Source organism: Streptomyces sp. NPDC001828 (assembly GCF_042892175.1).
Lineage (GTDB): Bacteria > Actinomycetota > Actinomycetes > Streptomycetales > Streptomycetaceae > Streptomyces.
In genome coordinates, this window is sequence record NZ_JBIATV010000004.1 from 256,432 (window position 1) to 277,232 (window position 20,801).

The following is a 20,801-nucleotide window of genomic DNA, read 5'->3' on the forward strand; positions in this document are numbered from 1 at the left end:
TTTGAGGATTCCGTGTGAAGACCTACTCCCACGAACGCCTGGCGGCGCTCGCTGCCGACCGCGGGATGTCCGACGAGTACCTGCGCGACCTGCGGGTCGTCTCCTCCGTGCTGCCCTTCAAAGTGAACGAGTACGTCGCCGACCAGCTCATCGACTGGTCGGCGGCGCCCGACGACCCGATCTTCCGGCTCACCTTCCCGCACCGCGACATGCTGCCGCCGGAGGTGTTCGACGGCATCGCGGCGCTCCACGACAGCGGCGCGCCGCGCGATGTCCTGCGCAAGGCCGCCGCCGACGCCCAGGAACTCCTCAACCCGCACCCGGGCGACCAGCTCGAGGCCAATGTGCCGACCCTGGACGGACGCAGGCTCGACGGGCTCCAGCACAAGTACGCCGAGACCCTCCTCGTCTTCCCCTCCCAGGGGCAGACCTGCCACGCGTACTGCGGATACTGCTTCCGCTGGGCCCAGTTCGTCGGCGTGGCCGAACTCCGGCAGGCCCTGCGCTCGCCCGCCGACCTCACGGGCTACCTGGCGGCCCACCGCGAGGTGACCGACGTCCTGTTCACCGGCGGCGACCCGATGATCATGAAGACGGCGGTCCTGAAGCGCTGGATCGAGCCGCTGCTCGACCCGGCCATGGAGAGCGTGCGCACCCTGCGCTTCGGAACCAAGGCGCTCTCGTACTGGCCGGCCCGGTTCACCTCCGACGCCGACGCCGATGAGCTGCTGCGGCTGCTGGAACGCTGTGTCGCGGCCGGCCGCCACGTCGCGGTGATGGCGCACTTCTCCCACCCCAGGGAGCTGGAGACCCCCGTCGTGCGGGAGGCCATCGCCCGCGTGCGGTCGACCGGCGCGGTGATCCGCGCCCAGGCTCCGCTGATCGCCCACGTCAACGACCGGGCCGACGACTGGTCCCGGATGTGGCAGCAGCTCGTGGAGCTGGGCGTCGTGCCGTACTACATGTTCGTCGAGCGGGACACCGGTGCCCGCAGCTACTTCGGAGTCCCGCTCGCCAAGGCCCTCGACATCTACAACGACGCCATCCGAGGGGTCTCGGGCCTTGCCCGCTCCGCCCGTGGCCCGGTGATGTCGGCCTCTCCCGGAAAGGTGCTCCTCGACTCCGTCAGCACCGTCGCGGGGGAGCGGGTCTTCTCGCTGCGGTTGCTCCAGGCCCGCGACTCCCGGCTGGTGGGACGGCAGTTCTTCGCCCAGTACGACCCGAAGGCGGAGTGGTTCGACGACCTGCGCCCCGCCCTGGGCTCCTGGTTCCCCGGAGCGAAGGACGCCGAGGCGCCCCAACCGTCGCCTGCGGGCGAACTGTGAGGATCACCGCGCACGAAACCGCCCTGACGCAGCGTCACTTGTGGCGTTCCGCGCGGGAGGCCATCCCTATGACGCGCACCGTGATCGTCGAGGCCGAGCAGGACGGCGTGTCCGGCTACGGCGAGGCGTCCTGTTTCATGACGGACCACTACAACTCCGGCCTGGACCGGATGCACGCCGATCTGCGGCGGACGGCGCCCCTGCTCGCCGAGTTGGACCTCGATGGACCCGGCGGCGCCGACGCGGTCTGGCGCCGGCTCGCCGCGGCGCTGCCCGCGTCCCCCTTCGTGCTCGCGGCGCTCGACTCCGCGATCCACGACCTGCGGGCCCGCCTGCTCGGGGTCCCGCTGTGGAAGTCCCTCGGCCTGGACCGGCCGCAGGGCCTGCGCTCCAGCTACAGCATCGGCCTCGACACCCCCGAGGCGATGCTCGGCAAACTGCGTGAACGGCCGGGCTGGCACGCGTACAAGGTCAAACTCGCCGACCCCGGCGACCTGGGGATCCTGCGGGAGCTGCGCCGCGAGACGGACGCGCCCTTCCTCATCGACGGCAACTGCGGCTGGGCACCGGCCCGGCTCGTTCCCGCCCTGCCGGACCTGCACAGCCTCGGGGTGACGCTGATCGAGCAGCCCTACCCGCGCGCCGCCTGGGACGACGCCCGAGCCCTCAAGGAACTCAGCCCGATCCCCGTCATCGCCGACGAGAGCATCACCTCCCCGGCCGACCTGGACGCCTGCGCCGTCGCCTTCCACGGCATCAACGTCAAGCCCATGAAGTCGGGCGGCATCACCCCGGCCCTCGCACTGCTGCGAGCGGCCCGGGAACGCGGCCTGGTCACCATGCTCGGCTGCATGCCCGAGTCCGCCGCCGGTGTCTCCGCCACCGCGCACCTCGGCGGTCTGGTCGACCACCTCGACGTCGACGTGGTCGACCTGCTCGCGGTGGACACCGGACACGGCCTCACGCTCGACGGCACGGGCCGCGTCGACCTGCCCGACCGCCCCGGCTCCGGCTACCTCCCGGACCCCGCGGCCCACGGCTGGTACGTCCACCAGGTCCCGGCCGCCCGCCTGCACCCGGTCCGCCGGGAGGTGCCGAGCTCCACGACCGTCCCGCCGGGAACCACGGACGCGCGGGACGAGCACCCCGACACCCGCCACCTCGCCGCTCTGCTGCGGGGCCGCACGGTGGGCGCCGCCTCCCTGTACGCCGAGGACCCGCCGGCCGGACACACCGTGCCGAAGGCACGGCCCGGCCGCGGTCGGCGCCTGTCCGGCATGGCCACGCTCGACGAGGTACGGGGCACCGGCGCGGGCACCGCGCTCCTGCGCACCGCCCTCACCCTCGCCGCCCTCGACGGCGCCGACACCGTGTGGGGCCACGTCCCCGACGCGGCCATCGGCTTCTACCGCAAGCACGGCTTCGACGTCCTCGGCCGGCCCCTCGACCTGCCGGAGACCGGCCTCAACCACTTCGTGCACAGGAGCACCCGTTGATCACCGAAGAACCGACCGGGACACCCCACGCCGAGGCCGCCCCGCCCGCCACGGGCCGCACGATCCACGCGGCACGGGCACGCACCCTCGCCCGGGCGGCACTCACCGAGCGGGGCCTGCCCGCGGCCGAGGCGGAGCAGGTGGCGGACGCGCTGGTCACCACATCGCTGCGCGGCATCGACACGCACGGCCTGCGCCTGCTCCCGCAGTACCTCGCGGAGCTGTCCACCGGAGTGGCCAAGGCGACGGCGGCCCCGGCCGTCGTGCGGGACCGCGGTGCCGGACTGCTCCTGGACGCCGACGGCGCCCTCGGCGTACTGGCCGGGCTCTCGGCCGCACGGCTCGCCGCCGAACGGGCCGCGCGGTTCGGGGTCGCCGCCGTCGGCGTCCGCAACTCCAACCACTTCGGCGCGGCCTCCGTCTACACGCGCACTCTGGCCCGCGCGGGCCTGGTGGGCATCGCCGTCACCTCGGCCGCCTCCAGGGTGGCGCCGTACGGAGGCGTCGAGCCGCTGTTCGGCACCAACCCCATCAGCGTGGCGGCGGGCGGCGGCGACGAGGAATTCGCCCTGGACATGGCGACCAGCCAGGTCTGCTTCGGCGAGGTGAAGCAGCGCCGGACCGAGGGCCGCGACCTGGACAGCGGCTGGGCGACCGACCTCCAGGGGCGGCCCACCGCGCACCCCGACGAGGCGTACGCGCTCTCCCCGTTGGGCGGCTACAAGGGCCAGGGCCTTGCCATGGCGGTCACCCTGCTCGGCGCCGTCCTCACCGGCGGCGCACCGGACTGGCGGCTCTCCCAGGTCGGCGCGGGCAGCCCGGGCGAGAGCCGTGGCATCGGGCACCTGGTGCTCGCCCTCGACCCGGCCGCGTTCACCGGCACGGACACCTTCGCCACCGGGCTGAAGGACCTGCTGACCACGGTGCGCACCTCGACCCCGGCGACGGACCGGCCGGTGCTGGCCCCCGGCGACCCCCAACGCGCCCACGAGCAGCACCGGGAGACACACGGCATCCCCCTGGACGCGGGCACCGCGGCGGCTCTCGACGAGCTGGCCGCACGCCTCGGCGTCGCCGGGCCGCAGGAGGTCTCCGCGTGATCCTCGTACTGATCAGCCCGCGACAGGCCGGGCTGCCGTTCGCGCAGTGGCTGCCGGAGGAGGCGGGCCGGCTCGTCGCGGTCACCGCCGCCGGCGCCTCCGTCGGCCCCGGCTTCGCGGAGGTCGTCACCGTCGCCGACTACACGAGCGACGACGCCGTGCTCGCCGCCGCCCGCGAAGCCGCCCGCAGGCACCGCCCCCGGGCCGTGCTGGCCCTCGCCGAGGCCGACGTCGAGCGAGCCGCCCTGCTGCGAAGGGAGTTGGGGCTCCCCGGCCTCGACACCACGGCGGCCGCCGCGTACCGCGACAAGGTCCTCATGAAGCAGTACGCGCGCACCGCGGGCATACCCGTGCCCGCCTACGCGCCCGTCGCCGATGTGCGGGGCATCACGGACTTCATGGCCGCCCACCCCGGCCGCGTCGTCGTCAAACCGAGGAGCGGCTCCGGATCCTCGGGCGTGCACGTGCTCGACGCACCCGGCCAGGCGCACGCCCTCGCCGGTCCCGTCGCGGGCGGTGCCTACGAGGTCGAGGAGTTCATCGAGGGCGCCCTGCACCACGTCGACGTCTTCCGGGTGGAGGGCAAGCACGTCGCGGCCGTCGCCTCCCGCTACACCGGAGCCGGCTGTCTGACCCACTGGGACGACGCCCCGCTCGGCTCCCGCAACCTCGACCCGGCCGATCCGCTCCACGAGCGCCTGGTCGGCGAGACATGGCGCCTGATCGACGCGCTGCCCTCGCCCGACACCATCTGCGCGCACGCCGAGTTCTTCGTCACCGACGAGGGCCGGATCGTGCTGTGCGAGGTGGCGGCCCGCATCGGCGGCGGCCCCATCCCGGCCATGCTCCGCCACATCCTCGGCACCGACCCGAGGGAACTGTGGGCCCGCGTGGAGTGCGGGCTGCCCGTCGCGCTCGACACCGTACGGGATCACGCGAGCACCGCCCCGCGCGCCGCCTTCTGCGGTATCCCGCCGCGCCACGGCCGGGTCCTTCGGCTGCCCGAAGCACCTCCCGGAGCACAGGACTTCGCCCTCAACACCGAGGTCGGCGACGACTGGAGCGGGGAGCGCTACCGGCTGCGCAAATCCGGCGACTTCCTCGCCACCTGGGTGGTGACCGACCCGGACCCCGCCGCCCTCGACGGCAGGCTCGACGCCACCGCGCAGCTGGTCGGCGCGGGCTTCGGCTGGGAGGACGCCGACGAGCCCGTCCCGGTCGCGGCCGGATCCGGACCGGCCGAAGGAGGCGCGCGATGACCGCGACGTCGACGGCCACGCTCCAGGACGGCCCGTACACGGCCCGCCTGCTCGCGCCGGAAGACATCAGCGGCCACGACGACGCGGACCTCATCTGGGACGACCCCCGATGGCTGCGCTTCACCGCGCGCACCGACCTCCACGACACCCACTGCCTCCAAGTGCTCGAAGGGGAAAGGCCGGTGGCACTCGCCACGCTGCTCCTCACCCCCCGGGCCGGCGGCCTGCTCTTCTACGACGCCCCGCGCCTGGCCGGCACCGCCTCGCCCATGGCCGAACCCGAACTCCTCGACCCGGCCGAACGCGAGCACTGGGACCGGCTGACCGCCTCCCTGCCCGAGGACCGCGCCGACCACTACCCCTCGCTCGCCCTCGCCACCTTCGGCAACCACCACGGCGTCGCGCATGCCCAGGGGCGCTCCCCACAGCAGCGCCGTGCGGTGATGGCCGCACTCCCCGCCCTCGTTCAGCAGGCGGCGGCCCAACTGGGCTGCCGCAGCACCGCGTTGCTGTACGTGGGCGAGCCCGAGGCCGAGGACGTGGACGCCTCGGCCACCCGCGCCGGATATCACGCGGCCCTCCTCGGAGCCGACGCCGTGCACCAGTTGAACGCGGACGACTGGGAGAGTTACGTGGCCGGGCTCAGCAGCCGCCGCCGCAGGCAACTGCGCAAGGAAGTAGGCCAGTTCGAGCAGGACGGCTTCCGTGCCGTGGCCACCGTCGGCCCCGCGGCCCTCGACGACACGGTGATCGACCTCCAGGTGGCGCACCGCGAGAAGTACGGTCTGCCCGGAGGGTACGAGCGCGTACGCCGCGACTTCGATGCCCTGCGGGAAGAGGTCGGAACGTCGTGCGTCGTCCTCGGCGCCGTCCACGAAGACCGGATGCTGGGCTTCGCGCTGTACCTCAGGGCGGGCGACTCGCTCTTCCTGCGCACGGTGGGCTTCGCCCCCGAGGCCGCGGGCTGTTACCTCGCCCTCACCTATCACGAGTCCACCCGCTGGGCCCTGGCGAACGGCATCCGCCGCATCCACTACGGGCTCGCCACCTACGAGGCCAAGTTCCAGCGGGGCTGTGAACTCCAGCCCCGCTGGGGCTGGTTCGCCTTCCAGGGGCCGGACAACGCGACCTACCGCGATGTGCTGGACCTCCAGTCGCGCAGCATCGAGCGCCGCCTCGAACGCGTCGGCGGCCCGGCCACCCCCCTTCCGTCCCGTCCCACCCCGCCCTCACCCACGCTTTACGGAGCCGCACGATGAAGCTCACGCCCACCAGCGACATCTGGATGGACGGCAAGTTCGTCCCCTGGGACCAGGCCCAGGTGCACGTCCTGACCCCCAGCCTGCACTACGGATGGGGCGTCTACGAAGGCATCCGCGCCTACCCGACGGACCGGGGCCCCGCCGTCTTCCGCCTGCGGGAACACCTCCAGCGCCTGCACGACTCGGCCCGCGTCTACCTCATGGATCCGGGCTTCACCGTCGACGAACTCACCGAGGCGAGCCTCGAACTCCTGCGCCGCACCGGCCTGGAGAGCGGATACCTGCGCCCCCTGGTCTACCTCGAATACGGCACCATGGGCGTCGCCCCCCGCCTCGACAGCGCGCGGGTCGCCATCGCGGCCTGGCCCTGGGGCTCGTACCTGGGCGAGAAGGCCGAGCAGGAGGGCTGCCGACTGATGGTCAGCAGCTGGCAGCGCAACGGCGTCCACGCGGTGCCGCCACTGGCCAAGGCCACCGGCGCCTACGTCAACTCCGCACTGGCCAAGGTCGCCGCGGTCCGCGCCGGCTACGACGACGCCCTGATGCTCACCCCCGCCGGACACGTGGCCGAAGCGTCCGCGGCCAACGTCTTCGCGGTACGGAACGAGGTCATCGTCACCCCGCCGGTCAGTGACAACATCCTGCCCGGCATCACCCGGGACACCGTCATCACGCTCGCCCGCGACCTCGGCCACGAGGTGCGGGAGCAGAGCCTGACCCGCAGTGAGCTCTACGTCGCCGACGAGGCGTTCCTCACCGGCACCGCCGCCGAGATCGTCCCGATCGCCTCCGTCGACGACCGCCCCGTCGCCGAGGCCGGCTGCGGACCCATCACCCGGCAACTGCGCCAGGCCTTCCAGGACGTGGTCCACGGCCGCACGGACGACCCCCACGACTGGCTCGCCCACCTGTGAGAAGCCCCGCACACCCACTCCCGACGAGGTGAACCTGCATGTCCGAGCACGTCCTGGTCATCGGCAGCGGCCGAGACCTCCCCACCCGTCTGCGCCGCTCCCGGCCCGGCACCCGGACTAGCGTCATCTGCCGTCTGGACTACCTCTCCAGACTCCGTGAGACGACGGAACACACCCGGATCATCGGGGTGCGCCCCGAAGCCCCGGCCGACGAATGGGTCGAACTCGCCGAGGCCGTCCACGCCCGCGACCCGTTCACCCGGATCGTGGCCTTCGGCGAACGCGACCAGGACAAGTGCGCGGCCGTCGGCCAGGCGCTGGGGCTCGCCGCGCACTCCCCGAACACCGTCGCCCTCGTGCACGACAAGTACGCGATGCGGGTCCGGCTGCGCGAGGCCGGAGTCGACTCCACCGCCTCGGCCTCGGTCTCCGACGCCGACGAACTGCGGGCGTTCCTCGCCGCGCACGGCACCCCCTGCATCGTGAAGCCGGCCGGCGGCTCCTTCAGCAAGGGCATCGCCCTGGTCCGCGACATCGAGGAGGCCCCCGCCGCCTTCGCACGCGCCAGTGGCGAACTGGGGGACCTCCACGGCACCGAGGTCCTGGTGGAACAGTTCCACGAGGGCCCCCAGTTCAGCGTCGAGGCCTTCTCGGAGGCGGGCGACCACCAGATCGTCGCGATCACCCGCAAGTACTCGGATCCGGTGAACTTCGTCGAACTGGGCCACGTGAGCCCCGCCCCGCTCGGCCCCGCCCAGCAGAAGCAGGTCCACGACTACGTGGAACGGATCCTGAACGCCCTCGGCATCGAGAACGGGGCCACCCACACCGAGGTCGTCCTCGGTGACGCCGGGCCCCAGGTGATCGAGACACATGTGCGCATGGGCGGCGACGAAATCCCGGCCCTGGCCCACGACGTGACCGGCGTCGACATCGCCGACTGCCTCATCCGGCACACCCTCGGCGAGCAGGTCCTGCCCGGCATCCGCGCCACCCTCGCCGAACCGCGCACCCCTCGCAGCTCGGCGATCTGGTTCGCCGCCCTGCCGGCCCCCGGAGTGCTCGCCACGACCACGGGCCTCGACGAGGCCCGTGAGGTGCCCGGCGTCACGGAAGTGCAGTCGCTGGTCTCCGCCGACGCCACCATCGGCACCCTGGAATCCTCCGAATCGCGGGTCGCCCACGCCCGCGCGGTGGCGCCGACCGCCGAAGAGGCCCTGTCCGCCGCCCGGGAGGCGATCGACCGTCTCACCTTCCACCTGCGCGTCCGCGTCGCGGACCAAGGAGCGCTGTGACGACCGCCCCGCCGCGCCCCGGGCGCATAACCCTGGCCGACTTCCACGACGCCGCCCGCGAGGTGCTGCCGGCCGCCGCCTACGACTACCTGGAGGGCGGCGCCGCGGACGAACGGACGGTCCGCTGGAACGCCGAGGCGTACGAGCGGCTGGCCCTGCTGCCCCGCGTCCTCACCGGCACGTCGGGCGTGGACACCCGCAGCACCCTCTACGGCACCGAACTCCTCTCGCCGGTACTGCTCGCCCCGACGGCCTCGCACGGCCTGTTCCACCCCGAGGCGGAAGCGGCCACCGTACGGGGCGCCGCCGTCGCGGGAGCGCTCACCACGGTGAGCACCTTCTCCACCCTGACGCTGGAGGAGATCGGCGCCGCGGCCACCGGACCGTGGTGGTTCCAGCTCTATGTGCAAAGGGACCGGGCGCTCACCGAGGACCTGGTGCGACGGGCCCGGGCGGCCGGAGCCACCGCCTGCGTCGTCACCGTCGACACCCCGGTCACCGGGCTGCGGGAACGGGACCTGCGCAACGGATTCGCGCTCCCCTCCCACGGAACTCCCGCCAATCTGGCCGGTGTTGGAGCGTCACCCGACCAGGACGGCCCCGACCCCGCGCACCGGGGCATCCACGACCCGCGGATCGACCCGGGCGTAGGCTGGGCCGACCTCGAATGGCTGCGCACGGTCTCCGGACTGCCGGTCCTGGCGAAGGGCGTCGTGCGCCCCGATGACGCCCGCCGGGCCGCCGAGTCCGGAATCGGGGTGTGGATGTCCAACCACGGCGGCCGCAACCTCGATACGGCGATCGCTCCCCTCACCATGCTGCCCGCCGTCGCCGACGCGGTGGCGGGCCGGGTGCCGGTGATCGTCGACGGAGGCATCCGCCGTGGCACCGATGTGGTGAAGGCACTGGCGCTCGGCGCGGACGCCGTGGCGATCGGACGCCCCTACGTCTGGGGGCTGGCGGCCGACGGCGCCGAGGGCGTCACCGCCGCCCTGCGCGCCCTGCACCGGGAGACGGAACTGGCTCTCGCCCTGCTGGGCGCCCCCGGCCTGGCGTCCCTGACCCCGGACCTCGTACGCCCGGTGTGGTGAGCGCCACCGCCCGGGGCCCTGCCAGGTTCATCCACGACGGGTACCGGACGTATCCGGTACCCGGTCCTTGCCCTCAGCCGAAGGCCGCTCGGCAGAAGGCCGCTCAGCCGAAGGCGGAGAACGAACTTTCTTGCCTTCTCTCGTGAGAGCGCCGCACCCCGCTCCAGTCCAGCGCCTGTCGCGCCTCGTGCTGGGCCTGCTCGGCCACCGTACGGGTTTCGGCCAGGACGTCACCGCGTTCGCGGACCAGACGTTCGTAGATCGGTGGATGGATTGTCTCTGCGGGGTTCATGAGACCTGATCTTTCCCGCTCCGAGTGGATCTGTCAGCCGGGGGTTCCCCTGTGGGGCTGTGATGTCGGACTCGTCGTCACTGTCCGCGCCCAGTCCCGCGAGCAGGCGCAGCCCGTCCTCGGTGGGGCTTTCGGGGGGCGCGGACAGCACCAGCAGTTCCCTGCCCGACCCGTCCGGCAGTGCGAAGTTCTCCTGGTGCAGCTCCAACAGGCCGACCAGCGGGTGCCGGTACGCCTTGCGGCCATGGGTGCGGGCCCGTACGTCCGCGCGGGCCCACAGGCGGCGGAACCGCTCGCTGCCCATCGCCAACTCGCCGATGAGCGAGGCGAGTCGAGGGTCCTCGGGGTACTTGCCGGCCGCCAGGCGCAGGTGCCCGACCACGTCGAGGGTGCATTTCTCCCAGTCGACGTAGAAGCCGCGCTCGGCCTCCTCCAGGAAGATGTGCCGGGCCGTGTTGAAGCCCGGCATGGGCCGGCCGTAGAGCAGCCCGGCGAGGCGGTTCCCGGCGAGTACGTCCAGCCGGTAGTCCATGATCAGCGCGGGTGCGTCGGGGACCAGGTCGAGGACGCGCAGCACCTCCGGCCGGACCCGCCCGCCCGGCGCCTTCGCGCGGCGGCGACGCTGCCGCGCGAGCCGGTAGAGGTGCCCGCGCTCGGTCTCGTCGAGGCCGAGGACGCCGGCCAGCGCGTCGAGGACCTGTTCCGAGGGCTGGGTCGCGCGGCCCTGTTCCAGCCGTACGTAGTAGTCGACGCTCACCCCGGACAGGTGCGCGACCTCTTCGCGGCGCAGCCCTTCGACCCGGCGGCGGCTGTCGGTGGGGATGTCGACGGCTGCCGGGTCGACCCGGGCACGGCGGGTCCGCAGGAAGCTCGCAAGATCGTCCATGCCCCGAGTATGTCCGCGATCGCGGCTCGTAAGGGTGGCCCTGCCGTTACCAGGAAGTCCGTTACCAGGAAGCTCGGTCCGACGGAAGGCCCGCCCCTGAACACCGGGCGACGCGGCGCGCAGGATCGATGACATCCCCAAGCCGGCCGATCCGAAGGAGTTCCCATGAAGACGCTGATCGTCCATGCCCATCCGGAGCCGAAGTCGCTCAACGGCTCACTGAAGGACCTCGCGGTGTCCACGCTGGAGGGCGCCGGACACGAGGTCCGGGTGAGCGATCTGTACGCGATGGGCTGGAAGGCCGTCGTGGACGCCGGGGACTACGGGGCCGACGCCTCAAGCCCGTTGCGGGTCGCCCGTGACTCGGGCCGGGCCTTCGAGGCCGGGACGCTCACCCCGGACGTGCGCGCCGAGCAGGAGAAGCTGCTGTGGGCGGACACGGTCATCTTCCAGTTCCCGCTGTGGTGGTACGCGATGCCCGCGATCCTCAAGGGCTGGGTGGACCGGGTGTTCACCCACCGCTTCGCCTACGGAGTCGGCGAGCACAGCGAGACCAAGTACGGCGAGCGCTTCGGCGAGGGCACCCTCGCCGGCCGCAGGGCGCTGTTGTCGGTGACCATCGGCGGCCCGCGGTCGCACTACGCCGCCCGGGGGATCAACGGCCCCATCGAGGACCTGCTGTTCCCGATCCACCACGGCATCCTTTACTACCCGGGCATCGAGTCGCTCCCGCCGTTCGTCGTGTACGGCGCCGACCGGCTGACCGAAGAGGACTACCCGAGCCTTGCCAAGGCGTGGGAGCAGCGCCTGCTCACTCTGGACTCGACCGAGCCGATCGCGTTCCGGCGGCAGAACTCCGGCGACTACGAGATCCCCTCCCTGCACCTCAGGCAGGGCCTTGAGCCGGTGGGGCGCAGCGGGTTCGGGCTGCATGTGCGGGGATGAGGCCGGGGGAGGGGACGAGGTCGGGGGAGAGGACGAGGCCGGGGGAGAGGACGCCGCACCCGCTCGTTTCTCCCGGACACCTGCGTGCCGTGCGTGCCGTACGTCGTCGAAACGCCCGTGAAGGGCGCGAAGGGATATTCGGCACGTAGGTGGGCAGTGTGGACTCGTGCTCTCCAACGCTCTCGCGTGGTGCCGCGCCCGTCTGCGCCGCCCGCGCTCTGGTGTCCGTGCCTCAGCGGCCGACGGCCCGGTCGTGTTCAGTGCCGACTTCGCGTCGCGGACGCAGTGGGTCGCGGGCCGATCGTCGGCGTATCCGGACGGTGGCCCGGTCAACCCCGGTGACAACAAGCTGGATTACCTCGTCGATGATCCGTCGTACACCCAGGGCGGAGTGTTCCGGGCGACCCGGAACGCCGACGGCACCTGGAACACCGGGCTGCTGACCACGGAGGGCAGCGCCGACGGGTTCATGGTCCGCACCGGCGACGTGCTGGAGGCGCGTGTGCGGCTGCCGGCCGGGGTGGGGGCGTGGCCCGCCATCTGGACCTGGCGGGACGGCGGCCAGGAGATCGACGTCTTCGAGTACCACCCGGACAACCCGGACCTCCTGGAGCTGACCAACCACGTCAAGGGCGGCCAGTTCTACTTCCGCGACACCGCCGTCGCCCCTGGCGCGTGGCTCGACCTGCGGGTCAGGTTCGGGGCCCGGACGGTCACGTGGTGGGTGAACGGCGTGCGCGTCTTCGGGGACCGCGCGGGCGTGGGACGGAACTGGCAGGCCTACCTCATCGTCAACCTCTCGGTCAGCGCGGGCCGTTATCACCCGAGGCCGCCAACGGACCTGACAGAGCTGTCCTTTGAGGTGTCGTCCTTGCGGATCCATCGCCGCTGACGTAACGCGCGACTATCCGGGGTGGACCGGCACGACGCAGTTGTCGTCGTGGCCCGGCGCGTGGCCGGACGGCCAGGCCACGCCCTCGAACACCAGCTTCCGCGCACCGGGATCCAGGCGCACCACCGACAGCGCCTTGTTGTACGGATTCCCCGCGTTCGTGAGGCAGATCCAGCCGCCGGCGCCCCGCACCCGCAGGTCGGAGTTGAGCTTGCCGAGGTCCCTGACGACGCGGTCGGCCGTCGGTACCTCAAGGCCGCTGGTGTGGACCGCGCGTGCCAGAGCCCGGCTCGCGGTCAGGACGACGTCGTACGTGACGATGGTCCGCCCGTCGTCCAGGTTCACCGGCCCGATGGACCCCGACTGGTCCGCGATGCCTCGGCGCAGCGCGTTCATCGAGTCCTGCGCCTCCCTCAGATACAGCGGGGGGTCCTGCCCCTTCGTCCTGGGGTCGCTGCGCCACTTGCCGAGCTCGGCACTCCAGGCATCGGGGTGGGCCGGGGCGGCATAGCGGATGCTGACGGACGGCTTGCCCGAACCCGGGTCGCCCCGCAGCAGGGCCCGGTCGCGGTCGTCCAGGCGCTCGTCGAGGGTGGTGGCGTCGGACCCGGTGATCACCGTGTACGACGCCTTCTCACGGCAGTAGGTGGTGGCCAGCTTCTCCACGAAGAGCTTCAGGTGGAAGGCCCGGCCGGCGAAGTAGACGACACGGGCGTTGGACCGGCAGATGTTTCCGGCGAAGTCCTCGAACTCGTTCGGCGTGACGCCCGCCTCCTCGACCCCGGGCGACTCGAAGCGCATGTCCTGGACCCCACCACCCCCTCCGTTCTTCCGGGCCTCGGCGAACGCGTCCCGCAGGGAACGGTTGTAGTCGTCGCCGGGCCGGTCGTCGGCGACCAACGCGGTCTCGGATCCGGCCAGTTCGGGGTCGAAGGTGAGCAGCGCCCGGGCCTGCTCGCGGGAGGTGGACACGGCACGGGCGAGACCGGGGTAGGGGACGGTGTCGGTGCCCTCGGGGTTGGCGAAGTCGTCCGCCGTCACCACGCTGGCCACGGCCGGCAGGTGCAGGGTGTTGGTCACGTAGGTGAGGGCTTCCTTGGTCTTGTCCAGGCTGAGATTGAAGCCCACCACTACCCTCAAGTCAGGCTCCTGGGCGGTGAGTTGATCGAGCGTTCCGCGCCAGCGCCCGTACCCGTCACCCGGGTTCGCGAGGACGAGCCGGATCGCGGGTTTCACCGAGTCCGCGCCGTTCGCCGCCACCTGCGCGAGGTACGCGCCCTGCACCTCGCTGAGGATCTGCCGTTGCACGGCGGGGCTGGTGGACTGCATCGGAATCAGCAGGGCGACGGTCGCGTGCTTGCGCGCCGCGACCGCCTTGTTCTGCTCGGCGATCCGAGCGAAGAGCTCGGGCACGCCTTTGACGTCGGGCATGAACACTCCGCTCCCGTCGGAGACGCCGACACACTCGCCGCCGTGCACCTCAAGTCCCTTGCCGCAGCTGGCGGGTTCGCGGAAGAAGGCGAAGTACGCACCGAGCCCCGTGCCGAGGAGTGCGAGCGCCGCGACCATCGCGGTCACCGGGCCCAGGAGGCGCAGGCCCGGCCCGGGAAGCGGGGCCGGGGCATCGTCGAGCGTGACGTGGACGATCCGGCTGGGCAGCGGATCATTCCGGCCCTCCGCCCGCCACACGGCCACGACCCTGCGCTCGCGGAAGCGCCCCGGGATCTCCTCGGCGAGTCCGTTCGCCGGCACCGGGGGCCTCTTGCCCACCACCGGGTCCGCCCCGCCCGGCCGCGCCGTGGTGATGACCACGGGCTGGACCCGCAGGTCCCGGGCCTTGCCGTCGTAGGCCTCCAGCACCCTGTCCCGGATGATCCGCCGCGCCGGGACGGTGTCCACGTCCGGCAGGAGGATCACGGGGCGTCGGGCCCGGTTGAGGCGGCGCACCACGCCGTAGTGCGCGTCGACGTCGGCGAGCAGCGCCTCGACGAGCAGCCGCTGCTTCTCGTGCGCGGGCCGGGTCCGCCGGCCGTCCAGCTCCTCGCAGACCGCCTCGAAGGTGCGAAGCCCGCGGAACCTCTTGGTGCGGAACCAGCGCACCGTGCGGTGATGCGGCAGCCTCAGCGCGTTGACCACCTTCAGCAACAGGCCGAGCAGACCGCCTAGTTGCTGGGTGACGTACGGATCCTGGACCAGGGGGTCGAGCCGGGGGCGGGCCTCTGGCATGGTGTGCCGGCGCTCCTGCGAGATCGCCTCCTTGATCTGGCCCTTGAGGTTGCCCATCCGCCGGGCGTGGGAGTGCTCGGGGGTGGGCTGCCAGTCGTAGAGCGCGGTGCGGGCGGCGGCGAAGCGCGGGAAGACCACGGGTAACCCGTGGGCCACGATGCCTCCGTAGCCGCAGCCCTCGGCGATCGCCTGCAACTGCTCGAGGACCTGCCGCTCCTGGTCCTGGTCCGGATCGACGCCGCTCGGGTTGTTCACCGGGACGATGCCGCGGTACTGCTTGAGCAGCTGGGACAGCCACTGTCGCACGGGATCGCTCCCGCCCTCGATCTGCAACACCAGCGCTCCGGCACCCCGTTCGAAGCGCACCCTCCTGCGAGGAAACCTCTCCCTGAAGGTGAGGTGTGAAATGACCGCGTCCAGCTGCACCCTTGCTCCCCGTTGCCATGACTCCGGCGGTGGCCGTCGCCGTAGTCGCACGACGTCGGGCCGGTGAGCACTATAGGAGTCAAGTCCCGTTCTTTTAGGGTGAGTTGCGCATTCATCGCCCATGCGTTCAAGAACGGTCAACAGCGGACACGCGGGTGCTCGCGCACATGCGGTCCCGTCTAACCGGCGCCGACCGCCTCGGGGTGGGCGGGCATGGGTGGCTGGAAGCACGCGGTGACGTTCTTGCCCCGGGGGCAGGGATAGGCGTACCAGTCGTCGGCGAGGACGTCGATCAGGAGCAGGCCACGCCCTCCGAGGGCATCGGCTTCGGGGTCGCGCTGCTCGGGCAGCTGGGGTGAGGCGTCGTGCACGGTGACGTGCAGGCACTCCTCGTCCCAGGTGAGGATCAGCTGTGCCGTGCTGCGGGCGTGCACCTGGGCGTTGGTGACCAGCTCGGAGACGGCCAGGAGCACCGCATCGACCACATCCGGTGCCGACTGTGCCCAGTCGAGCGTCGCCAGATGCTCGCGCGTCCAGTCCCTCGCCTCCTTCACACTGCTGCTCAACGGAAGCGAGCGAGCCCACCCCACGGCCTTCAGCGATGAGTTCTTCGCCACGGTTTCTCCTTGGTTCGACAGCCGGCTTCTTGTCCCGTCTGCCCCGAAAACCCGAGTGCACGTGGACGAGGGACGGCCGTCGAGCGCGCCTGCCGTCAGCCCGGAGTGCTCCGGGTGGCGCTCGGGGCCGCGCTGCGGGGGGCCGGGAGCGAGGGCTGTCTCCAGTCGAGGCGGAGAACGGCGACGTCGTCGGAGTGCCGGCCGGCGTTGAGCGTGGAGGTCTCCTTGATGAGGAGGTCGATGTGTGCGGCGGGATCCGACTGCGGCAGGCGGTCGATGAGGGTGAGCAGGCCCTCGACTCCGAGACGGCCGGGGACCTTGCCGTTGTGCCCCTCGGTGAGGCCGTCTGTGTAGAGGGTCAGTGCTCCGGTGGCCGGGAGCGGCAGAACGGTCGGCGGCCAGTTGCTGTCGTGGGGGTCGATGCCGAGGGCGATGCCGTGCGTGGCGGAGACTTCGTGGGTTTTGCCGTCCGTCGTGAGCAGGGGGCCGTGGTGCCCGGCCAGGTGCAGCTCGGCGCGGGCGGCTCCGTGGTCGAGGGTGAGGAGGGCGCAGGTGGCGAAGAGCGGCTGGTCGCCGCGTTCGGCGGTCAGAATGCGTTCCATCAGGTGCAGGAGCTCGGCGCCTCGGTGTCCGCCGAGGATCAGGGAGCGCCAGGCGATGCGCAGGCACACGCCGAGGGCGGCGGCGTCGGGGCCGTGCCCGCTGACGTCGCCGACGACGGCGTGCAGCAGCCCGTCGTCGCCCTCCACCACGTCGAGGAAGTCCCCGCCGAGCAGGGCCAGCTCGGTGCCCGGCAGGTAGCGGGTGGTCACCGTCACGGTCGAGGTCGAGAGGAGCGGCTGGGGCAGCAGCCCGCGCTGGAGCCGGGAGTTCTCCTCGGCGCGCAGGGTGGCCGCTTGGGTCTGCGCGTTCGTGCGCTCGGTCCGGCTGCGGTAGACGGCGTAGCGGACCGCCCGGTGCAGCAGGTCCGCGTCCACCTTGCCCTTGACGAGGTAGTCCTGTGCGCCGGCGGCCATGGCGTCGCTGCCCGCCTGGGCCTCGGACAGACCCGTCAGGACGATGACCGCGGTGTGCGGGGCCGCCGCCCGGACCGCGGCCACCGCCTTGGTTCCCGAGACGTCGGGCAGGTGCAGGTCGAGCAGGATGCAGTCGGCGGTGTGCAGGGCCAGCTCGGTGCGGGCCTCGGCGAGGCTCGCGCACGTGGTGAGCTCGAACCGCAGCCCGGTGTCCAGGAGCAGCTCCTCGACCAGAACGGCATCGGCCAGGTCGTCCTCGATGAGGACCACGCGGTACGTCTGCTGCTCGGGCGCCGCGCCGGCAGGATCCGTCATGAAGGCGGTCATGACGCCAGCACCGCCCGGGCGGCGTCGGCGCCGGGGACCTCGCTCGGCCCGGGACGTTCCGGCGGCTCGGGAGCGAGGGTGAACGTGATGCGGGTGCCGTGCTCGTGCGTGAGGTCGACGCCGATCGTGCCGCCGTGGAACTCGACGATCTTCTTGCACATCGCGAGACCGATGCCGCTGCCGCTGTAGGCGTCCTTGGTGTGCAGCCGCTGGAAGATGACGAAGACCTTGTCGGCGTACTCGGGTGCGATGCCGATGCCGTTGTCAGTGACGGTGAACCGCCACAGTGCGTCTTCGCGTACGGCCGACACGTGGATCCGCGGCGTCTCGTCGGGGCGGCGGAACTTGACGGCGTTCCCGATCAGGTTCTGCCACAGCATGCCCATCTGGGTGGAGTCGGCCGTCAGCGTCGGCAGCGGGTCGTACGTGACCTCCGCTTCGGACTCCTCGATGCTCAGGCTCAGCGAGGACAGGGCCCGGTCGAGTGCCCGGCCCAGGTCCACCGCCTGGTGGTTGTTGTGGACCCTGCCCACCCGCGAGAACTCGAGCAGATCGTTGATCAGGGTCTGCATGCGGTTCGCGCCGTCGACGGCGAAGTCGATGTACTGGTCCGCCCGCTCGTCGAGCTGTCCGCCGTAGCGCCGCTGGAGGAGCTGGGTGAAGCTGGAGACCTTGCGCAGGGGTTCCTGGAGGTCGTGGGACGCCACGTACGCGAACTGCTCCAGCTCGGTGTTGGACCGCTGCAGGTCAGCGGACTGGGCGTCCAGGCGCTGGCGCGCCTCCTCGCTGAACGCGAGCTCCCGTACGAGCCGTTGGCGCATGAGGTCGATCTCGTCGCTCAGCCGCTTCAGGTCGGCCGGGCCGGTCGCCGAGATGGGGTGAGTGAAGTCACCGCCGGTGATGATGCGGGCCTCCGTACCGAGCCGCTCCAAAGGCTCGTTGATGCCGCGGCGCAGGCCCTCGAAGACCAGCCCGGCCAGGATCAGGATGAACAGCGCGATCACGGCGAACACCCAGTTGCGCTGACGCATCATGCTCGCCAGATCGGCCCGCGCGTGTGCCTGTTCGGCGCGCAGATGGTCCTGCTGCCTGCTCAGGGCCGACCGCACCTTGTCGAAGGCCAGCTTGCCCTCCGTGGCGCGTTCGGAGGCGAGCGCCGAGGGCGCGCCGGGCGGCGCCGCGGCGACCGGCCCCCCGACCCGCGCCCGCCAGGCCTCCATGGCGTCCTGCACGGCCTTGACGTCGCCGAGCCCGCTCGAGTCGTCCCCCAGAAGCTTCGACAACTGGGCGACGTCCGCCGCCTGCTCGGCGCGACCCTGCTGGTAGGGCGCCAGGAAGTCCGTGTTGCCGGTGATTCCGTAACCCCGGACGCCGGTCTCCTGGTTCAGGAGGGCCGACTCCAGCCGGATCGCGGTCGTCACCGCCGGAGACCTCACGTCCACCAGGTCCTGGCTGATCGACGCCGTCCGGCCGAGCATCCACGCTCCCGCGACGCCGAGCAGGGCGAGGACGGCCAGCGCCCCGGCCATTCCGGTACGGAGCCACTGCCGTGTCGTCCACGCCGAGAGGCCGCGCCTGCCCGCCCGCTGCTCGTTACCAGTCATCCCCTGAACTCCTCGCTGCGACAGCCGCATTGAAAGGGTCGCGGCCCGCATACTCTAAAGGCCGATCGACAACAGTTGTTGTCGCCTGCCGTATCGGGGCCTAAGGTTCCGGGTATGGCTGGCAAGAACTTCGCATTGCGGACCACACCGCCGGAGACGGCCGCCGTCACGGACGCTGCGATCGGTGGCCTCGCGCGGCGCCTCACACGACAACTGCTCGAAGCCCAATCATGCCCGCCGTCGAACGACGGCCCGGGACCGGCTCTGGCCCTCCTGCACGTCCTGGACCAGCTGCAAAGATCCGCCGAACGCCTTCAGCAGACCGCTGCCACGGACGCCGCACGCGCGGGCGCCGGCTACCCGCAGATCGGCGACGCCTGCGGAATGACCCGCCAAGGAGCCCGGCGCCGCTGGCCCGGACTCTTCCACCACTCCACCGAAGCACCTACGGAGCAACCGATGATGACGACCCCCGCCCGCGCCTTCGACGTCCTGCTGGTCGAGGACGATGTCGCCGACGCCCTGCTCATCGAGGAAGCTCTCTCCGAACGAGGGGCCCGCAATCTGGTGCAGGTCACGGACGGAGTGGCCGCCCTGGAATACCTGCGCGCCCCCGGGAGCGTACGCCCGGACCTCATCGTGCTCGACCTCAACATGCCCCGCATGAACGGGCGCGACCTGCTCAAGGTGCTCAAGACCGACAAGGATCTGCACACCATCCCCGTCGTGATCCTCACCACGTCGTCGGCCCCCGACGACGTCTCGGGCGCGTACGACAGCCATGCCAACGCCTATGTCACCAAGCCCGTCAACCTCGAGGACTTCGAGCTCGCGGTCCAGAACATCGACTCCTTCTACCTCGACACCGCGACCCAGCCGCCGCGCGCCTGACGCTCTCGGGGCGGCCGGGTGCGGGTGGGTCGAGCCCGTTTCGGGGCCCCGAGGCCCGTTCTACGAGGCGGGCACTCGCAGCGCGGCCAGTACGGGCAGGTGATCCGTGGCCGCGCGGAGATCTCGTTCCGAGAGCTGGGGGAGTCCCATCGGCACCCCGCACCCCAGCACCTCCACGCCCTCCGTCGCGAAGACCGCGTCGATGCGCTGGAGCGGATCGCCCAGCCGCGTGGTGTGCTCCCGCCCCCACGGCTTCGTGGTCCAGCCGTCCTGCAGGGCCTCGGCGAGCAGGCCGAACGTCCGGCCGTCGGGGCGGTCGTTGAGGTCGCCGGCGGCTACGGCGTACGGCACGTCCATGGCGGACAGCTGGTCGAGGAGCAGCCGGCCCTGCTCGTAACGCTCCCAGTCCTCGATGCTCAAGTGACAGCTGAGCACCCCGAGTCGGGCCCGGCCGAACCGCAGTACGGCGGTGGCGAAGCCGCGCTGGTGCAGCCCGGGGGTGCGCGGCAGCAGGACGTCCTCGGTGCGTTCGACGTGGGCGCGGAGCGAGGAAAGGATCATGGGGCCCGAGGCGGTGGCACCGCCCGAGACGTACATGAGCCCGGACGTCCGGGCGAGCCGGGCGGCGGCCTTGCGCCAGCGGAAGAACCGCGGCGCCTCCTGAACGCAGACGACATCGGGCCGACAGGCCTGGATGACCCGGGCGAGGGCCGCGGTGTCGTCACGCATGGACCGGATGTTGTAGCTGAGCACACGCACGATCACGGAACCGTCGGGTTCCGTCGCCGATTCGGGTAGGTCCTGCAAGCCCCGCACGATTCCCCTCTCCTACTTCCCCATCCCGCCGCCGCGTCACGACGCCGGCCGCCGGTATCCGGCGGAGCCTAGCCCCCTCAGCGGGCGCGGCACCGCCGGAACGCACCGTAGTGGGTTCATG

Annotated in this window: 17 protein-coding genes; 11 read left to right on the forward strand and 6 right to left on the reverse strand. The window is 71.8% G+C overall.

The window, feature by feature from the left end; translation table 11 throughout:
* Positions 1-14: 14 nt before the first annotated feature.
* The 8 genes from ACFYZA_RS15385 to ACFYZA_RS15420 are packed head-to-tail and all read left to right on the forward strand — an operon-like array spanning position 15 to position 9,742.
* Positions 15-1,325 (forward strand): KamA family radical SAM protein, encoded by a 1,311-nt coding sequence (locus ACFYZA_RS15385; protein ID WP_382585044.1) that lies wholly within the window; start codon positions 15-17, stop codon positions 1,323-1,325.
* Entirely contained in the window at positions 1,322-2,821 is a 1,500-nt protein-coding gene (locus tag ACFYZA_RS15390) for a GNAT family N-acetyltransferase (RefSeq protein WP_388490698.1), read from the forward strand. Before ACFYZA_RS15385 ends, ACFYZA_RS15390 begins: the two co-directional genes overlap by 4 nt.
* Positions 2,818-3,921, forward strand: a complete 1,104-nt coding sequence (locus tag ACFYZA_RS15395) for an Ldh family oxidoreductase (protein WP_388490701.1) — start codon at positions 2,818-2,820, stop codon at positions 3,919-3,921. The genes ACFYZA_RS15390 and ACFYZA_RS15395 overlap by 4 nt, the downstream gene beginning before the upstream one ends.
* The gene (locus tag ACFYZA_RS15400; protein WP_388490703.1) at positions 3,918-5,180 is read left to right on the forward strand and encodes an acetyl-CoA carboxylase biotin carboxylase subunit family protein; all 1,263 of its coding nucleotides are present in this window, start codon (positions 3,918-3,920) and stop codon (positions 5,178-5,180) included. Before ACFYZA_RS15395 ends, ACFYZA_RS15400 begins: the two co-directional genes overlap by 4 nt.
* Complete coding sequence (locus tag ACFYZA_RS15405) at positions 5,177-6,439, forward strand: GNAT family N-acetyltransferase (protein WP_388490706.1); 1,263 nt, start codon at positions 5,177-5,179, stop codon at positions 6,437-6,439. Before ACFYZA_RS15400 ends, ACFYZA_RS15405 begins: the two co-directional genes overlap by 4 nt.
* Positions 6,436-7,356 (forward strand): branched-chain amino acid transaminase, encoded by a 921-nt coding sequence (locus tag ACFYZA_RS15410; RefSeq protein WP_388490709.1) that lies wholly within the window; start codon positions 6,436-6,438, stop codon positions 7,354-7,356. Before ACFYZA_RS15405 ends, ACFYZA_RS15410 begins: the two co-directional genes overlap by 4 nt.
* A gap of 38 nt (positions 7,357-7,394) precedes the next feature.
* A complete protein-coding gene (locus ACFYZA_RS15415) occupies positions 7,395-8,651 on the forward strand; it encodes an ATP-grasp domain-containing protein (protein ID WP_388490710.1) in 1,257 nt (418 codons plus the stop codon).
* On the forward strand, positions 8,648-9,742 hold the full coding sequence (locus ACFYZA_RS15420) for an alpha-hydroxy acid oxidase (protein WP_388490712.1): 1,095 nt from the start codon (positions 8,648-8,650) through the stop codon (positions 9,740-9,742). Before ACFYZA_RS15415 ends, ACFYZA_RS15420 begins: the two co-directional genes overlap by 4 nt.
* 230 nt (positions 9,743-9,972) lie before the next feature.
* Here the strand turns inward: ACFYZA_RS15420 and ACFYZA_RS15425 are convergent, their stop codons facing one another.
* Entirely contained in the window at positions 9,973-10,920 is a 948-nt protein-coding gene (locus tag ACFYZA_RS15425) for a helix-turn-helix transcriptional regulator (protein ID WP_382585068.1), read from the reverse strand.
* A 165-nt stretch (positions 10,921-11,085) separates the two neighbouring features.
* Between ACFYZA_RS15425 and ACFYZA_RS15430 the strand changes: the two genes are divergently transcribed.
* Positions 11,086-11,865 (forward strand): NAD(P)H-dependent oxidoreductase, encoded by a 780-nt coding sequence (locus ACFYZA_RS15430; RefSeq protein ID WP_388490714.1) that lies wholly within the window; start codon positions 11,086-11,088, stop codon positions 11,863-11,865.
* Positions 11,866-12,067: 202 nt separating this feature from the next.
* The gene (locus tag ACFYZA_RS15435) at positions 12,068-12,757 is read left to right on the forward strand and encodes a beta-glucanase (RefSeq protein ID WP_388491014.1); all 690 of its coding nucleotides are present in this window, start codon (positions 12,068-12,070) and stop codon (positions 12,755-12,757) included.
* Positions 12,758-12,769: 12 nt separating this feature from the next.
* On the opposite strand, the gene ACFYZA_RS15440 is transcribed toward ACFYZA_RS15435, so the two are convergent.
* The 4 genes from ACFYZA_RS15440 to ACFYZA_RS15455 all read right to left on the reverse strand — a co-directional run bounded on the left by ACFYZA_RS15440 (position 12,770) and on the right by ACFYZA_RS15455 (position 18,973).
* Positions 12,770-15,289, reverse strand: a complete 2,520-nt coding sequence (locus tag ACFYZA_RS15440) for a hypothetical protein (protein WP_388490716.1) — start codon at positions 15,287-15,289, stop codon at positions 12,770-12,772.
* Positions 15,290-15,588: 299 nt separating this feature from the next.
* On the reverse strand, positions 15,589-16,026 hold the full coding sequence (locus tag ACFYZA_RS15445) for an ATP-binding protein (RefSeq protein WP_382585078.1): 438 nt from the start codon (positions 16,024-16,026) through the stop codon (positions 15,589-15,591).
* Between the two features lie 95 nt (positions 16,027-16,121).
* A complete protein-coding gene (locus ACFYZA_RS15450) occupies positions 16,122-17,357 on the reverse strand; it encodes a PP2C family protein-serine/threonine phosphatase (protein WP_382585082.1) in 1,236 nt (411 codons plus the stop codon).
* Between the two features lie 8 nt (positions 17,358-17,365).
* On the reverse strand, positions 17,366-18,973 hold the full coding sequence (locus ACFYZA_RS15455; RefSeq protein WP_388490719.1) for a CHASE3 domain-containing protein: 1,608 nt from the start codon (positions 18,971-18,973) through the stop codon (positions 17,366-17,368).
* A 114-nt stretch (positions 18,974-19,087) separates the two neighbouring features.
* On the opposite strand from ACFYZA_RS15455, the gene ACFYZA_RS15460 reads away from it, so the two are divergent.
* Positions 19,088-19,864, forward strand: a complete 777-nt coding sequence (locus ACFYZA_RS15460) for a response regulator (RefSeq protein ID WP_388490721.1) — start codon at positions 19,088-19,090, stop codon at positions 19,862-19,864.
* Positions 19,865-19,924: 60 nt separating this feature from the next.
* Here the strand turns inward: ACFYZA_RS15460 and ACFYZA_RS15465 are convergent, their stop codons facing one another.
* Positions 19,925-20,671, reverse strand: a complete 747-nt coding sequence (locus ACFYZA_RS15465; protein ID WP_388490722.1) for an endonuclease/exonuclease/phosphatase family protein — start codon at positions 20,669-20,671, stop codon at positions 19,925-19,927.
* Positions 20,672-20,801: the final 130 nt, after the last annotated feature.

Bases quoted from the DNA above. Each gene is read 5' to 3' on its own strand.
- ACFYZA_RS15405 (WP_388490706.1), top strand. From the start codon at position 5,177: ATGACCGCGACGTCGACGGCCACGCTCCAGGACGGCCCGTACACGGCC.
- ACFYZA_RS15410 (WP_388490709.1), top strand. From the start codon at position 6,436: ATGAAGCTCACGCCCACCAGCGACATCTGGATGGACGGCAAGTTCGTC.
- ACFYZA_RS15415 (WP_388490710.1), top strand. From the start codon at position 7,395: ATGTCCGAGCACGTCCTGGTCATCGGCAGCGGCCGAGACCTCCCCACC.
- ACFYZA_RS15425 (WP_382585068.1), bottom strand. From the start codon at position 10,920: ATGGACGATCTTGCGAGCTTCCTGCGGACCCGCCGTGCCCGGGTCGAC.
- ACFYZA_RS15430 (WP_388490714.1), top strand. From the start codon at position 11,086: ATGAAGACGCTGATCGTCCATGCCCATCCGGAGCCGAAGTCGCTCAAC.
- ACFYZA_RS15450 (WP_382585082.1), bottom strand. From the start codon at position 17,357: ATGACGGATCCTGCCGGCGCGGCGCCCGAGCAGCAGACGTACCGCGTG.
- ACFYZA_RS15455 (WP_388490719.1), bottom strand. From the start codon at position 18,973: ATGACTGGTAACGAGCAGCGGGCGGGCAGGCGCGGCCTCTCGGCGTGG.
- ACFYZA_RS15460 (WP_388490721.1), top strand. From the start codon at position 19,088: ATGGCTGGCAAGAACTTCGCATTGCGGACCACACCGCCGGAGACGGCC.